Annotated in this window: 16 protein-coding genes; 11 read left to right on the top strand and 5 right to left on the bottom strand. The window is 55.3% G+C overall.

The features are described from left to right. Nucleotides 1-19 precede the first annotated feature (19 nt). On the bottom strand, nt 20-823 hold the full coding sequence (suhB, locus tag E5C26_RS18555) for an inositol-1-monophosphatase (protein ID WP_135317609.1): 804 nt from the start codon (nt 821-823) through the stop codon (nt 20-22). A 119-nt stretch (nt 824-942) separates the two neighbouring features. Between suhB and trmJ the strand changes: the two genes are divergently transcribed. From trmJ to sseB, 11 genes are all read left to right on the top strand, one after another. Continuing rightward, nucleotides 943-1677 carry a tRNA (cytosine(32)/uridine(32)-2'-O)-methyltransferase TrmJ gene (gene trmJ, locus E5C26_RS18550; RefSeq protein ID WP_135317608.1) on the top strand — a complete coding sequence of 245 codons (735 nt, stop codon included), beginning with the start codon at nt 943-945 and terminating at the stop codon, nt 1675-1677. Between the two features lie 194 nt (nt 1678-1871). Further along, nucleotides 1872-2366, top strand: a complete 495-nt coding sequence (gene iscR, locus E5C26_RS18545; RefSeq protein ID WP_085118285.1) for a Fe-S cluster assembly transcriptional regulator IscR — start codon at nt 1872-1874, stop codon at nt 2364-2366. Nucleotides 2367-2420: 54 nt separating this feature from the next. After that, nucleotides 2421-3635 (top strand): IscS subfamily cysteine desulfurase, encoded by a 1215-nt coding sequence (locus E5C26_RS18540; protein ID WP_012146334.1) that lies wholly within the window; start codon nt 2421-2423, stop codon nt 3633-3635. A 24-nt stretch (nt 3636-3659) separates the two neighbouring features. Beyond that, nucleotides 3660-4046, top strand: coding sequence for a Fe-S cluster assembly scaffold IscU (iscU, locus tag E5C26_RS18535; RefSeq protein ID WP_012146333.1), 387 nt, complete (start codon nt 3660-3662; stop codon nt 4044-4046). Between the two features lie 125 nt (nt 4047-4171). Further along, nucleotides 4172-4495 (top strand): iron-sulfur cluster assembly protein IscA, encoded by a 324-nt coding sequence (gene iscA, locus E5C26_RS18530; protein WP_012146332.1) that lies wholly within the window; start codon nt 4172-4174, stop codon nt 4493-4495. Between the two features lie 63 nt (nt 4496-4558). Next, nucleotides 4559-5080: a co-chaperone HscB gene (gene hscB, locus E5C26_RS18525; protein WP_135317607.1), complete on the top strand. Its 522-nt coding sequence runs from the start codon at nt 4559-4561 to the stop codon at nt 5078-5080. A gap of 27 nt (nt 5081-5107) precedes the next feature. Next, a complete protein-coding gene (gene hscA / locus E5C26_RS18520; protein ID WP_135317606.1) occupies nt 5108-6958 on the top strand; it encodes a Fe-S protein assembly chaperone HscA in 1851 nt (616 codons plus the stop codon). A 2-nt stretch (nt 6959-6960) separates the two neighbouring features. After that, nucleotides 6961-7296 carry an ISC system 2Fe-2S type ferredoxin gene (gene fdx / locus E5C26_RS18515; RefSeq protein ID WP_006318184.1) on the top strand — a complete coding sequence of 112 codons (336 nt, stop codon included), beginning with the start codon at nt 6961-6963 and terminating at the stop codon, nt 7294-7296. Between the two features lie 12 nt (nt 7297-7308). Next, nucleotides 7309-7509: a Fe-S cluster assembly protein IscX gene (iscX, locus tag E5C26_RS18510; protein WP_085118275.1), complete on the top strand. Its 201-nt coding sequence runs from the start codon at nt 7309-7311 to the stop codon at nt 7507-7509. 83 nt (nt 7510-7592) lie between these two features. After that, nucleotides 7593-8888: an aminopeptidase PepB gene (gene pepB / locus E5C26_RS18505; RefSeq protein ID WP_167796671.1), complete on the top strand. Its 1296-nt coding sequence runs from the start codon at nt 7593-7595 to the stop codon at nt 8886-8888. Nucleotides 8889-8977: 89 nt separating this feature from the next. Continuing rightward, the gene (gene sseB / locus E5C26_RS18500; protein WP_135317605.1) at nt 8978-9808 is read left to right on the top strand and encodes an enhanced serine sensitivity protein SseB; all 831 of its coding nucleotides are present in this window, start codon (nt 8978-8980) and stop codon (nt 9806-9808) included. Between the two features lie 157 nt (nt 9809-9965). Here the strand turns inward: sseB and E5C26_RS18495 are convergent, their stop codons facing one another. The 4 genes from E5C26_RS18495 to E5C26_RS18480 all read right to left on the bottom strand — a co-directional run bounded on the left by E5C26_RS18495 (nt 9966) and on the right by E5C26_RS18480 (nt 14183). Next, nucleotides 9966-10118: a Hok/Gef family protein gene (locus E5C26_RS18495; RefSeq protein ID WP_135317604.1), complete on the bottom strand. Its 153-nt coding sequence runs from the start codon at nt 10116-10118 to the stop codon at nt 9966-9968. Between the two features lie 284 nt (nt 10119-10402). Continuing rightward, entirely contained in the window at nt 10403-11581 is a 1179-nt protein-coding gene (locus E5C26_RS18490; protein WP_135317603.1) for a MalY/PatB family protein, read from the bottom strand. Nucleotide 11582: 1 nt separating this feature from the next. Then, nucleotides 11583-13022: a Na+/H+ antiporter NhaC gene (nhaC, locus tag E5C26_RS18485; protein ID WP_135317602.1), complete on the bottom strand. Its 1440-nt coding sequence runs from the start codon at nt 13020-13022 to the stop codon at nt 11583-11585. A gap of 123 nt (nt 13023-13145) precedes the next feature. Beyond that, entirely contained in the window at nt 13146-14183 is a 1038-nt protein-coding gene (locus E5C26_RS18480; RefSeq protein ID WP_135317601.1) for a LacI family DNA-binding transcriptional regulator, read from the bottom strand. Nucleotides 14184-14303: the final 120 nt, after the last annotated feature.

Raw genomic sequence — 14303 nt, 5'->3', positions numbered from 1 at the left:
ATTCATTCACTTCGCGATATTAACGCTTCAGCGCTTCGCTCAGTTCTTCACGCATGGTGGAAAGCATGGCTTTCACTACGCGCGGGTTGCCGGCTACCACGTTGCCGGAGCTGAAGTGGTTATGGCCGCCAACAAAGTCGGTCACCAGGCCGCCAGATTCACGCACCAGCAGTTCACCTGCGGCGAAATCCCATGGCTTCAGGCCAATTTCGAAGAAACCGTCAACGCGACCGGCGGCCACATAGGCCAGATCCAGCGCGGCAGAGCCGGTACGACGGAAGTCGGCACACTGGGTGAACAGTTTGCCAACCACATTAATGTAGGGAGTTGCGTGCTGCTTAACCTTGAACGGGAAGCCGGTCGCCAGGATGGTGCCATCGAGATCTTTGGCATTGGTGCCGCGCAGACGGTAACCGTTGAGCTGTGCGCCCTGGCCGCGGGTGGCGGTGAACAGTTCGTTACGCATTGGATCGTAAACCACAGCCACTTCAGTACGGCCTTTAATGCGTACGGCGATGGAAACTGAGAAGTGTGGGAAACGTTTGATGAAGTTTGATGTGCCATCCAGTGGATCGATCACCCATTGTACATCTTTGTCTTCGCCGGCCAATTCGCCGCGTTCTTCGGTAACAATAGTATGTTGCGGATAGGACTTGCGAATGACGTCGATGATCAGATGCTCTGCATCGCGATCGACGTTAGTGACAAAGTCATTGGTCCCTTTCTGGCTCGCTTCTACAGCGTCCGGGGTTTCGTAGTTTTTGGCAATCAGGTTACCGGCCTTGCGCGCAGCGCGCACGGCGATCGTCAGCATCGGATGCATGGGTATCTTCCAACTAGGATGTTAAAGAACAGGAAACGGCGCGAAGTATAGCAGGTGTTCGGCAAAATGCCTATGGCTGTGTTAAGCTGCTGTGATTTTCCGCTACGCTCAGAGTTTGTATGCTGCATAACATCCGCATTGTTCTGGTAGAAACCTCTCATACCGGTAACATGGGCTCGACCGCCAGAGCCATGAAAACCATGGGGTTAACCAACCTTTATTTGGTTAATCCGCTGATAAAACCTGATTCTCAGGCGATCGCCCTGGCCGCTGGTGCCAGCGATGTGATCGGCAACGCCACTATCGTAGACACCCTGGATGACGCCATTGCCGGCTGCAGTCTGGTCGTGGGCACCAGTGCGCGTTCACGCACCTTGCCGTGGCCGATGCTGGAACCGCGTGAATGCGGCATCCGCGCCGTGCACGAAGGTGAACATGCGCCGGTAGCGCTGGTGTTCGGCCGTGAACGTGTCGGCCTGACCAATGATGAGCTGCAAAAGTGCCATTACCATGTCGCCATTCCTGCCAACCCGGATTACAGCTCGCTGAATCTGGCGATGGCGGTGCAAATTCTGGCGTATGAAGTGCGTGTGGCTTACCTCGATCGTCAGCAGGTCGGCGCGCCGCAACTGGAAGAAACGCCGTATCCGTTGGTGGACGACCTGGAACGCTTCTATCAGCATCTTGAACAAACGCTGCAGCAGAGTGGCTTTATCCGCCCCTCTCATCCGGGGCAGGTCATGAGCCGTTTGCGTCGTTTATTCACCCGTGCGCGGCCGGAAGCTCAAGAGCTGAATATCCTGCGCGGTATGCTGACGTCGATCGAGAAACAGGACAAACATCAAGGTAATTAATTTGATGTGAAATGGCGGCTTGCGGTAATAGTATTAGTTATCTAATGGTTATAATGTGTATTTTATATGCATATTATCTGGCTTAGTCCAAAACGTGCTAATACTTGAGTAAATTACTAGGTTAAATAGTTGACTGATTTACTCAGGAATGTCAGACTTTCGGCCATGTTTGACCAACAGGTAACCACTTAGCTATGAGACTGACATCCAAAGGCCGTTATGCCGTAACCGCTATGCTTGACGTGGCATTGCACTCCCAGGAAGGGCCCGTTCCTCTGGCGGATATTTCTGAGCGCCAGGGTATCTCGCTCTCTTATCTGGAACAATTATTCTCCCGTCTGCGTAAGAATGGCCTGGTGGCCAGCGTACGTGGACCGGGCGGTGGTTATCTGCTGGGCAAAGACGCGAGTGAGATTGCCGTAGGTGCAGTCATCACTGCTGTCGATGAATCGGTAGACGCAACCCGTTGCCAGGGTAAAGAAGGCTGTCAGGGTGGCGATCGCTGCCTGACCCATACCCTGTGGCGCGATCTGAGCGAGCGCATCAGCGGGTTCCTGAACAACATTACGCTGGCTGAACTGGTGAACAACCAGGACGTGCTGGTGGTGGCGGACCGTCAAAACAACGATACCCGTCGCACGGCCAACGGTCGTCAGCAAGAAACTATCAACGTTAATCTGCGCGCATAAGCAGCTGGCGATATTTTTTTAGTTTTTGGAAGTGATGTACGGAGCACAAGAGCAATGAAATTACCGATTTATCTGGATTACTCAGCAACGACGCCGGTTGACCCGCGTGTTGCTGAGAAAATGATGCAATTTTTGACTCTGGACGGGACTTTTGGTAACCCGGCTTCCCGTTCCCACCGTTTCGGTTGGCAGGCGGAAGAGGCGGTAGATATCGCCCGTAACCAAATTGCTGAACTGGTTGGCGCTGACCCGCGCGAAATCGTGTTTACTTCCGGAGCCACCGAATCCGACAACCTGGCGATCAAAGGCGCTGCCAATTTCTATCAAAAGAAAGGCAAGCACATTATCACCAGCAAAACCGAACACAAGGCCGTGCTGGACACCTGTCGCCAGCTCGAGCGTGAAGGCTTTGAAGTGACCTATCTGGCACCGCAGAGCAACGGTATTATCAGCCTGCAGGCCCTCGAAGCTGCGATGCGCGAAGACACCATTCTGGTTTCTATCATGCACGTGAACAACGAAATTGGCGTGGTGCAGGATATCGAAGCTATCGGCGAAATGTGCCGTGCGCGCGGTATCATTTATCACGTTGATGCAACCCAGAGCGTGGGCAAACTGCCTATCGACCTGAGCAAGCTGAAAGTTGATCTGATGTCATTCTCCGGCCACAAAATTTATGGCCCGAAAGGCATTGGTGCACTGTACGTGCGTCGTAAGCCACGTATTCGTATCGAAGCCCAGATCCACGGCGGTGGCCATGAGCGCGGCATGCGTTCCGGTACCCTGCCTGTCCATCAGATCGCCGGTATGGGCGAAGCCTATCGTATCGCCAAAGAAGAAATGGCGTCGGAAATGGCACGTCTGCGCACGCTGCGCGATCGTCTGTGGAACGGCGTGAAAGATATGGAAGAAGTGTATCTGAACGGCTCGCTGGAGAACGGGGTGCCTAACATCCTGAACGTCAGCTTCAACTATGTTGAAGGCGAGTCGCTGATCATGGCGCTGAAAGACCTGGCCGTATCCTCGGGTTCTGCCTGTACCTCCGCCAGCCTTGAGCCATCTTACGTGCTGCGCGCGTTGGGCATGACTGACGAGTTGGCGCATAGCTCGATCCGTTTCTCTCTGGGGCGTTTCACCACAGAAGAAGAGATCGATTACACCATTCAACTGGTGCGTAAATCCATTGGCCGTCTGCGTGACCTGTCTCCACTGTGGGATATGTTCAAGCAGGGCGTGGATATCAACAGCATCGAATGGGCACATCATTAATTCTCAGGATTCAGGAGCAAGGTCATGGCTTACAGCGAAAAAGTAATCGATCACTATGAAAACCCGCGTAACGTGGGTTCTTTCGACAACGAAGATCCTAGCGTTGGCAGCGGCATGGTGGGTGCACCGGCCTGTGGCGACGTGATGAAGTTGCAGATCAAAGTCAACAATGAAGGTATCATTGAAGACGCCCGTTTCAAGACTTACGGCTGCGGTTCCGCCATCGCCTCCAGTTCGCTGGTGACCGAATGGATGAAAGGCAAGTCTCTTGATCAGGCCGAAGCGATCAAAAACACTCAGATCGCCGAAGAACTGGAATTACCGCCGGTAAAAATTCACTGCTCAATCCTGGCCGAAGACGCCATTAAAGCAGCGATTGCCGACTACAAGAGCAAACACAGCGCCAAGTAATTATTGTGTAGGGGCGCTGCATGCCGCGCCCGCGTTGGTCGGGGCGAATATATTCGCCCCCTACACCGGTTAGCACCCCAATACCGGTTTTGCTATAGGTTGGGGATATTGAGTATGAGGTTGTGATGTCAATTACCATGAGCGACAGCGCTGCACAGCGCGTTCAGGCATTTATGAATAACCGTGGCAAAGGCCTTGGCCTGCGTCTGGGGGTGAGAACCTCTGGCTGCTCCGGGATGGCGTACGTGCTGGAATTTGTTGACGATATGAACGATGACGACATCGTTTTTGAAAACAAAGGCGTTAAGGTGATCATTGACGGCAAGAGCCTGGTCTACCTTGACGGCACCGAGCTTGATTTCGTTAAGGAAGGCCTGAACGAAGGCTTCAAGTTCAACAACCCCAATGTCTCAAGCGAGTGCGGCTGCGGCGAAAGTTTCAACGTCTGACAGTCCATCGTGCTCCCCCGCCTGGTGCGGGGGAACTTCATCCGATAACGCCCAGAGCACGCTATGGATTACTTTACTTTATTCGGGCTGCCAGTTCGCTATCCCGTGGACGGCAGCCTGCTTGCCTCTCGCTATCAGGATCTGCAGCGCCAATTCCATCCCGATCGTTTTGCCAGTCAGCCAGAACGCGAACGCCTGATGGCGTTGCAACAGGCAGCGACTATCAATGAAGCCTACCAAACGCTGAAGCACCCATTAAAACGCGCGGAGTATATGTTATCTTTGCACGGCTTTGATTTGGGCAACGAGCAGCACACTATGCGTGATACCGCGTTCCTGATGGAACAGTTGGAACTGCGCGAAGAGCTTGATGCCATTGAGCGCAAAGCAGATGCACAAACCCAGTTGGCCAGTTTTGGCGCGCGGGTGAACGAGACGGTGAAACAGCGCAGCGCTTTGATGATTCAGCAACTCGAGAGCCAGCAGTGGATTGATGCGGCTGACACCGTGCGTAAGCTGCGCTTTTTGGACAAACTCCAGCAACAGGTTGAACAACTCGAAGAAAAATTGCTGGGTTTTGAGTAACACATTTTTGCTTGTGGAAGCTTCAATATGGCCTTATTACAAATTAGTGAGCCTGGCCTCAGCGCCGCGCCACACCAGCGCCGTCTGGCTGCCGGTATTGATTTAGGCACCACCAATTCACTGGTCGCCACGGTGCGCAGCGGGCAGGCGGAAACGCTGGCCGATGCCGAAGGGCGCGATTTACTGCCCTCGGTGGTGCATTACCAGGCTGACACACTGCGTGTCGGCTGGGATGCGCGCCGGCAGGCAGCAGAGGATCCCGCCAATACCATCAGTTCAATCAAACGCATGATGGGCCGCTCATTGGCCGACGTACTTGCGCGTTACCCGAACCTGCCGTATCAGTTTCAGGCCAGTGACAACGGCTTGCCGATGATCGTCACTGCCGCCGGTGCGGTTAACCCGGTAGGGGTTTCTGCCGATATCCTCAGAGCCCTTGCCGAGCGCGCGAAAACCGCGCTGGAAGGGGATCTGGACGGCGTGGTGATCACCGTTCCTGCCTATTTTGATGATGCACAACGTCAGGGCACCAAAGACGCTGCGCGTCTGGCCGGGTTGCACGTGCTGCGTTTGCTGAACGAACCGACGGCGGCGGCGATTGCCTATGGCCTGGATTCCGGGCAGGAAGGCATTATCGCGGTGTACGATTTGGGCGGCGGTACCTTTGATATTTCCATTCTGCGGCTGAGCCGTGGGGTGTTCGAAGTGTTGGCCACCGGCGGGGATTCCGCGCTGGGGGGCGACGATTTTGACCATCTGCTGGCCGACTGGCTGCGTGAACAGGCCGGTGTGGCTGACCGTAGCGATCACGGTGTACAGCGCCAACTGCTGGATGCGGCCATCGCGGCCAAAATTGCACTGAGCGCTGCCGACAGCACTGTCGTTGAGATTGCCGGCTGGCAGGGCGAAGTGACCCGGGCACAGTTTGATGCACTCATCGCTACTCTGGTGAAACGTACCCTGATGGCCTGCCGCCGCGCGTTGAAAGACGCGGGCGTGAGTGCCGAAGAAGTGCTGGAAGTGGTCATGGTTGGCGGTTCCACCCGCGTGCCTTTGGTGCGTGAGCAGGTGGGCACGTTCTTCGGCCGCACGCCGTTAACTTCGATCGATCCGGATAAAGTGGTCGCTATTGGCGCTGCTATCCAGGCGGACATTTTGGTGGGTAACAAGCCGGACAGTGACATGCTGCTGCTGGATGTGATCCCACTTTCGCTAGGTCTGGAAACCATGGGCGGTCTGGTAGAGAAAGTGATCCCGCGTAACACCACCATTCCGGTGGCGCGTGCGCAGGAGTTCACCACTTTTAAAGACGGCCAAAGCGCGATGATGATCCATGTGCTGCAGGGCGAACGCGAATTGGTGCAGGATTGCCGCTCGCTGGCGCGCTTCTCGCTGCGAGGCTTACCGCCGCTGCCTGCCGGTGGCGCGCATATTCGCGTAACCTTCCAGGTGGATGCCGATGGCCTGTTGAGCGTCACCGCGATGGAGAAATCCACCGGCGTTGAGGCTTCAATTCAGGTTAAACCGTCGTATGGTCTGTCCGATGCCGAAATTGCCGGGATGATCAAAGATTCGATGGCTAATGCGCAGAGCGATGTTGGCGCACGCATGCTGGCGGAACAGCGGGTTGAGGCGTCACGGGTGCTGGAAAGCCTGCAGGGCGCACTGACCAGCGACGCCGCATTGCTGAGCGAAGCAGAAAGCACCGCGATCCCCGCAGCGGTAGAAGCTTTGCAACAGGCGACGCAGGGCACCGATCCGGCCGCTATTGAAGCCGCAATAAAAACATTAGATGCACAAACGCAAGACTTTGCCGCGCGCCGTATGGATGCTTCCATTCGCCGCGCGCTGGCTGGCCATTCTGTGGATGAGGTTTAATCATGCCTAAAATTGTTTTCCTGCCCCATCAAGATTTATGCCCGGAGGGGGCAGTACTGGAAGCCGAACAAGGGGAATCAATCCTCAACGTTGCGCTGCGCAACGGCATCGAGATTGAACATGCCTGTGAGAAATCCTGCGCCTGCACCACCTGTCACTGCATCGTGCGCGAAGGTTTCGACTCTCTCGAAGAGAGCAGCGAACTGGAAGACGACATGCTGGACAAGGCCTGGGGTCTGGAGCCGGAAAGCCGGCTGAGCTGTCAGGCACTGGTGGCCGACGAAGATTTGGTGGTTGAAATGCCGCGTTATACCGTCAACCACGCGCGTGAAGGGTAAGGGAGCCGTAGAATGGGACTGAAGTGGACCGACAGCCGTGAAATCGGCGAAGCTCTGTACGACCAATACCCGGATACCGATCCGAAAACCGTACGTTTTACCGACCTGCATCAGTGGATTTGCGATCTGGAAGATTTTGACGATGATCCACAGGCTTCCAACGAAAAAATACTGGAAGCTGTTCTGCTGGTCTGGTTAGATGAAGCGGAGTAAATAGCGTAACGGGCTGCCATAGGCGGCCCGTTTATTTTGTATCCGACACGATTAATAAAAGAATAATCCGGAGTAAGAAGGCTATGACAACTGAATTCATGCTGGTAACGCTGTCGAACCAACCTGCTGACGCTCGCTGGGGCGAGAAAGCGCTGCTGAGCACCGGTACAGAAGGGATGACTATCCACCTGACCGGCAAAGATAAACTGGGCAGCATTCAACGTGCGGCTCGTAAGATTGACGGCCAGGGCATCAAAAACGTCAAACTGGCCGGTGACGACTGGGATCTGGAAAACAGTTGGGCATTCTGGCAGGGCTTCCGTGGGCCGAAAGGCAAACGCAGCGTCGAATGGGCACCATTGCCGGAAGCGGAAAGCAAAGAGCTGGAACAGCGCCTGAAGATTGTTGACTGGGTGCGTGACACCATCAACATGTCCGCGGAAGAGTTGGGGCCGGAGCAACTGGCTACCCGCGCGGTTGATCTGATGTGTGACATCGGCTGTGAAGCCGTCAGCTACCGGATTACCAAAGGTGAAGATCTGCGTGAGCAAAACTACGCCGGTATCCACACCGTGGGCCGTGGGTCAGATCGTTCACCAGTGCTGTTGGCACTGGATTTCAACCCGACCGGCAACCCGGAAGCGCCGGTATTTGCCTGCCTGGTGGGCAAGGGTATCACCTTTGACACCGGTGGCTACAGCCTGAAACAAAGCGCCTTTATGGACTCCATGAAAGCGGATATGGGCGGTGCAGCCACCATTACCGGCGCATTGGCGCTGGCGGCGGCTCGCGGCCTGAAGCAACGTGTGAAACTGTACCTGTGCTGTGCCGACAACATGGTCAGCGGCAACGCTTTCAAACTGGGCGACATCATCCGTTACCGCAACGGCAAAACCGTAGAGGTGATGAATACCGATGCGGAAGGGCGTCTGGTATTGGCCGATGGCCTGATCGATGCGTCCGCGCAGAATCCTCAGTTGATCATCGACTGCGCCACCCTGACCGGTGCGGCCAAAACGGCGGTGGGTAATGACTACCATGCGCTGTTCAGCTTCGATGACGCTCTGGCGCAAGAGCTGCTGGCCAGTGCGGCTGCAGAACAAGAGCCATTCTGGCGTCTGCCGCTGGCTGAATTCCACCGCAGCCAACTGCCGTCCAACTTTGCCGAACTGAACAACGTAGCCGGTCCGGCCTACACGGCGGGAGCCAGCACCGCGGCTGCCTTCCTGTCGCATTTTGTGACTAACTACCAGCAGGGCTGGCTGCACATTGACTGTTCCGCGACTTACCGCAAAGGTGCAGTAGATCAATGGTCAGCAGGCGCGACCGGTCTGGGTGTCCGTGCTCTGGCCAACCTGCTGCTGAGTAAAGCCAAATAATTGAACGCTCACCCAGGTGGGCGCTAGAATGTCATTTACCCTCGGGGCCCAGCATGCTGGGCCCCGTTATTTGATTGCTGGAGTTTGTCATGAGTTCTCACCATCACGAAGCCGCCGCAGGCGAAAACGAACTTGAACGCCTGTTGAAACTGGCGGTGACGGAGCCGGCCCATCGTCCGGCATTCTTCCGTGAACTGCTCGACGCTACGGTGTTGATCCTCGGTGACAGCGAACAGGTGCAACTCGGCGGTGACATCACGCTAAATGCCGATACACCGGTGAATATCCAGCACTGGGAAAAGCAGGACGGCGGCAGCATCATCCCATTCTTTACCTCGGTAGAAGCGTTGCAAAAGGCCGTTGAGGATGAACAGCCGTTCATCGCTATGCCGGCACGCGTCTTATTCGAGATTACGCAGGGTGCGGATCTGTTCCTCAACCCGAAGGCCGAGTACGGCAAAGAGTTTTATCCTGAAGAGGTGGCAATGCTGTTGGCGACTGGCGGTGTCAGCAAACCGGCAGAACGCTATATCGACAAGGATACTCAGATCCTGTTGGGCCAGCCGGAAGAATATCCGTCGGCGATGGTCGATGCCTTGACCACATTGTTCAGCCAGCGCAAGCCGGTTCGCCGCGCGTTTCTGGCGCTGATGCACGATCAGGCGGTCGACGAAAAACCCAATCTGCTGGTCGGGCTGGAAGTGGATGGCGAACAAGGTGATGTCGAGGCGCTGATCAATGAAGCGGGCAGCGTGGCCAGCGAAACCGCGCCTAACGACGAACCGGTGGATTTTTGTCTGGTATCGGAAAAGGAACGTGGCGTCAGTCATTACCTGATCACCCATACCCAACCCTTCTACCAGCGCCGCTGGGGCAGTTGGTTGCGCAATATCATTCCTTCGACCGATAAAACCCAGTAACACCGTGTTTTCTGTTTTGTGGCGAACGGCTTGTTGTATCGGGGCATAAATAAAAGAGCGGCCAGCCCGAAAGGCTGGCCGGATACAACAATGGGCGCCGGAAAACCACTGCGTCACACCAAAACAGGCGGGGCGAACCCCGCCTTCAGGTTGCCATTTAACGTTTAACGTTACAGGACAACACTGCCGCTACCTCCGTATTTCCCTGCCTGAATGTTAACTCGCAAACCGAGCCACGTATAAGCCAGATGAATACCAAGAATGTTACACAACCAACTGTAAATCCTGGTAAAAACAGTTTTCGCGACATGTCAGCCCTCCGTTGCATTTCTGCGGTTAAGAGGCTACCATGCTGGTGTTGATGCAGTATGGTGAAGCCTCATTCTGATTAAGAGTCAGTTTGGGGCTTTCTTCTTTCTGCTTCCCACCCAGGGCCTGAAGCAGAAAGCTTCAAGCGCCCATCCGCAGTCTAACAGAAGCTTTAATTTCAAAGCTATACCGTCAGGTCGTGGTAAATTTACTCAATCATTTCCGCCAGATATCGTTCAACAAAAAGACCCCGATTGGGGCCTTTCATACGCCGGTGATTGTGGTTCAGGGTTTTAGTCGGGCGAGCCCCGCGATGGCCTGTTCAAGATACTGCCGCGGGCAGCCGAGGTTGATGCGAATAAACCCTTTTCCCTGCTCGCCAAAGCTGATGCCCATCGAGGCGGCAATTTTTGACTGGTGGATCAACGCCTGCTGCAGGGCGTTATCATCCAGGCCTAAAGCGCGACAATCCAGCCAGGCAAGGTAGGTGCCCTCGGCCCGGGCCATTTTGCACCAGGGCGCGGCATAGGCTAATGCCTGCTCAAACCAACGCCGGTTGTCGGCCAGATAGCCTTGTAAATCGTCAAGCCAGGCTTCTCCCTGTTGATAAGCTGCTGTTGCGGCGGTCATCGACAGCGCATTAAAGACATCCAACCCATGAGCATTAAGGCGTTCGATGAACGCATTGCGGGTGCGAACATTGGGGATCAGGAAATTTGAGATCCTCAGCGACGACAAGCCAAAGCTCTTGCTGGCCGAGGTCGCCGAAATCAGCTGGTCATGCCAGGCTTCATCCAGGTGCAGCACCGAGGTGAAGGTTTCGCCGGGCAGCGTCAGGTCGGCCCAAATCTCATCGGAAATGACCGTCACGCCATAGCGGCTGCATAGCGTCATCAACTGCGTCAGTTCATCGCGGCTCCAGCATCGTCCGGTGGGATTATGTGGGTTGCACAGCAATAGCAATGGCGGTTTTCGTTGCTCGAAGCAAGCCTCCAGATGCTCGAAATCGAATTGATAGCCCTGCACGCTTTCCGTCAGCGGATTTTCGAGGACTTCTCGGCCATTCATGGTGATTATCTTGGCAAAAGATCCATAGTATGGCCCCTGGATCACTACCGGATCGCCAGGCTGGCTGAGCAGTTGGATCAGCATCGCCAGGCCGGGCACCACCCCTTCAATGGAGGTGAACCATTCGCGCTGCAAAGGCAGGTTGTGCCGGCTTGAGAACCAATCCATCGCCGCCTGATAATACTGGTCATCACGTTCGCTGTAGCCAAATACGCCGTGATCAACCCGGTGATGCAGTGCCTGTCGAACTTCTGCCGGGCACTGGAAGTCAAAATCAGAGACCCACATCGGCAAAAGGTCGGTTTCATCGAGATGCAGATAGCGATCAATAAAGTCCCATTTCACCGAACCGGTATGATGGCGGTCGACTATCTGATTAAAATCGGTCTGTTTCACGTCAGGCTTCCTCACGCTGTAAGTCATTTTGTGGCTGTATTCTGGCAATCCCAAACCCGGTAAAGCCATAAATCAGGGCGAATACCACGGCGGCGTAGCATTGGATGGCCCACGGCAGGAGATCCAGCGTACTGACCCCCAGAGTGGTTGCCATATAGATGCCTGCGGCGGTCCAGGGGATCAAAGGTTCGATGACGGTGCCCGCATCTTCTACGGTTCGCGACAGGTTTTTATTGTCTAACCCCATGCGACGGTAGGCGCCCTTAAACAGCTCGGCAGGAATGAGCAGCGCCAGCTTGCCGTCGCTGGTGGCGCCGGTCACCAGGATGGTGGTCGCGACCGTTGCGGCAATCAGTTGGCCGGTGGTATGCACCACTTTCAGCAAGCGGTTGATGATAACGGTCAGCGCGCCGGTCAGCGTTAAGGCTCCGGCAAAGGAAAACGCGCAAAATACCAGCAGGATAGTGCTCATCATCGAGAACATGCCGCCGCGGTTGAGCAGGCGCGGAACATCCGCGACGATGCCAGTAATGTTGTGCCCCTGAGCCGTAAACATTGAAAGATTAAAGCCATCCATCAATGCATTTAAGCCTTGCTGCAGGTTGAACCCCTGCAGGAATACGCCGATGGCGATGGCCAGGGTACAGGCTGCCAGCATGACGGGGATCACCGGTCGTTTGGTGACAGCCCCCCACAGAACCAACACCGGCGGAAGGATCAGCAGCAGGTTAAAGTGATACATGCCTTCCAGGGCGGTCACGATTTCAGTGACTTTTTCCGGCGTGGCTACGCTGCCGACGGCGCTGGTGTGCCCGGCAATCAGGTACACCAGCGCAGCTAAAACGAAGCTCGGCAATGTGGTGTACATCAGGTGCTGGATATGACTGTAGAGATCGGTATCCGCGACGATGGCCGCGAAATTGGTGGAGTCGGACAGCGGGGAGATCTTGTCACCAAAGTAGGCGCCGGAAACCACGGCACCGGCAGCGGCAGCCAGAGGCACATCCAGACCGGCGGCGACGCCCATCAGTGCGACACCCACGGTGCCAGCCGCGCCCCAGGAGGTGCCGGTACAAACGGAGATCACGCTGGTAATAAAGAACGCGGCGATCAGGATATATTGCGGGCTGATCAGTTTTAAGCCCCAGTACACCATGTAAGGAATGGTGCCGCTGAACATCCAGGTGCCAATCAACCCGCCGACGCAGATCAGTATCATGATCACCGGCATCGCCTTGGCCAGTTTGGCGACGATGGAATCGATAATGTCGTTCCAGCGGTAACCTTGCCAGTAGGCCAGTACGGCGGCAATGGCGGCCGAGGCCAGCAACAACGGCTCGATCCGCAGCCCAAGCTGGCCGTAGCCAATGATGAGCAGCAATAGCATTGCCACAATGGGCAGCATTGCCAATCCCAGGTTGAGTTTCTTTTTGTTATTCATTAACAACTCCGGTTAAGGATAAGGGTGTGACGCAAGCCTAATGAATTCGTTTTGATTGGGATGTGAGCGTGGGCAACTGTCCATGTAATCGGTTTCATGAGTAGGTGTTATGTGCGTTGCCTCTCATTTTTCAGCCTTGTTTTCTTGATTTGAGGGTTTTTTGTCGAGGGAGGCGACCGAGTCTCGCAGGACCAATTCAGCGGAAAACATATTATTCTGTGGCGCCACAGTGGCAGAAGAGTTCAGTTGCAGCGCCAAAGTAGCCGCGCGCCGTGCCATTTTCTCTACCGGATAATGCACGGTGGTCAATGCCGGGTGAAGATATTTTGCCAGGGCCACGTCATCAAAGCCGACAATCGAGATATCTTCCGGCAAGTTCATTTGGCGTTGGCGAAAGGTTCGCATCATACCGGCGGCCATCACGTCATTAAACGTCAGTGCGGCGGTAAAATGCTGATCGCTGGCCAGGATCCTTTCTGCCGCCAATTCGCCCCCTTGTTCATTGAAGGGAACGCTGATGATCCAGCTACCCGGCACAGAGATCCCGGCATCGGCCATTGCGGTTCGATAGCCTTCCAGGCGTTGTTTTCTGTCATCAATCGGCAAGTCTGTGGTGATACAGGCGATATTCCGGTGCCCGTGCCGAATCAGCATCTGGGTGGCGGCCCGGGAGGCGCTGACGTTATCGAGCCAGATGCAGCGATTGGCGATGGCGGGCAAATAGCGATTGATCACCACCATCGCCGGGGTGTGGGCGGCGTAGCGTAAAACGTCGGCATCACTCATCCGGGTCACGTGGGCCACGATGGCTTCGCAGCCCTGGTTGATCAGAAAATCGAGGCCGTTTTTCTCCAGTTCGGCCTGATGGCCGCCGCTGCAGACCATTAACTTTACGCCGCCTTTGCGCGTGATATCTTCGACTCCCCGCGCCAGCCGCGAGAAAAAAGGGTCGTCGAGATTACCGGTCAACAGCCCCAGCATATTGCCGCTTCTTTTGGCCAGCGCCAGTGCCGCGGCATTGCGGTGATAGTTAAATTCGCGCATGGCCTTTTCAACCCGTTCGCGGGTGACCGGCTCAACATAGGCGGTGTTATTGATTACCCGGCTGACGGTAGCCGTCGATACGCCTGCTCGCCGGGCAACATCTTTCATGGTGGCCATATCATTTCCTGCTTCAGGCTGATTACCCTTTCGGTTAAAGGGGAGAAAATTGGGCTGGGTCTGATGCTAACAGCACTGCTATTATTCATCCATATTTGGATATTGCGCGACGGGTGTCGT

It is taken from the genome of Serratia proteamaculans, from assembly GCF_004684015.1.
Lineage (GTDB): Bacteria > Pseudomonadota > Gammaproteobacteria > Enterobacterales > Enterobacteriaceae > Serratia > Serratia proteamaculans_F.
Note: the sequence above shows the minus strand (reverse complement) of the source record. Positions and strands in the feature narration are given on the sequence as shown.

Excerpts from the sequence above, each read along its gene's own strand:
- suhB (WP_135317609.1), bottom strand. The coding sequence starts at position 823 with ATGCATCCGATGCTGACGATCGCCGTGCGCGCTGCGCGCAAGGCCGGT.
- trmJ (WP_135317608.1), top strand. The coding sequence starts at position 943 with ATGCTGCATAACATCCGCATTGTTCTGGTAGAAACCTCTCATACCGGT.
- iscR (WP_085118285.1), top strand. The coding sequence starts at position 1,872 with ATGAGACTGACATCCAAAGGCCGTTATGCCGTAACCGCTATGCTTGAC.
- E5C26_RS18540 (WP_012146334.1), top strand. The coding sequence starts at position 2,421 with ATGAAATTACCGATTTATCTGGATTACTCAGCAACGACGCCGGTTGAC.
- iscU (WP_012146333.1), top strand. The coding sequence starts at position 3,660 with ATGGCTTACAGCGAAAAAGTAATCGATCACTATGAAAACCCGCGTAAC.
- iscA (WP_012146332.1), top strand. The coding sequence starts at position 4,172 with ATGTCAATTACCATGAGCGACAGCGCTGCACAGCGCGTTCAGGCATTT.
- hscB (WP_135317607.1), top strand. The coding sequence starts at position 4,559 with ATGGATTACTTTACTTTATTCGGGCTGCCAGTTCGCTATCCCGTGGAC.
- hscA (WP_135317606.1), top strand. The coding sequence starts at position 5,108 with ATGGCCTTATTACAAATTAGTGAGCCTGGCCTCAGCGCCGCGCCACAC.
- fdx (WP_006318184.1), top strand. The coding sequence starts at position 6,961 with ATGCCTAAAATTGTTTTCCTGCCCCATCAAGATTTATGCCCGGAGGGG.
- iscX (WP_085118275.1), top strand. The coding sequence starts at position 7,309 with ATGGGACTGAAGTGGACCGACAGCCGTGAAATCGGCGAAGCTCTGTAC.
- pepB (WP_167796671.1), top strand. The coding sequence starts at position 7,593 with ATGACAACTGAATTCATGCTGGTAACGCTGTCGAACCAACCTGCTGAC.
- sseB (WP_135317605.1), top strand. The coding sequence starts at position 8,978 with ATGAGTTCTCACCATCACGAAGCCGCCGCAGGCGAAAACGAACTTGAA.
- E5C26_RS18495 (WP_135317604.1), bottom strand. The coding sequence starts at position 10,118 with ATGTCGCGAAAACTGTTTTTACCAGGATTTACAGTTGGTTGTGTAACA.
- nhaC (WP_135317602.1), bottom strand. The coding sequence starts at position 13,022 with ATGAATAACAAAAAGAAACTCAACCTGGGATTGGCAATGCTGCCCATT.
- E5C26_RS18480 (WP_135317601.1), bottom strand. The coding sequence starts at position 14,183 with ATGGCCACCATGAAAGATGTTGCCCGGCGAGCAGGCGTATCGACGGCT.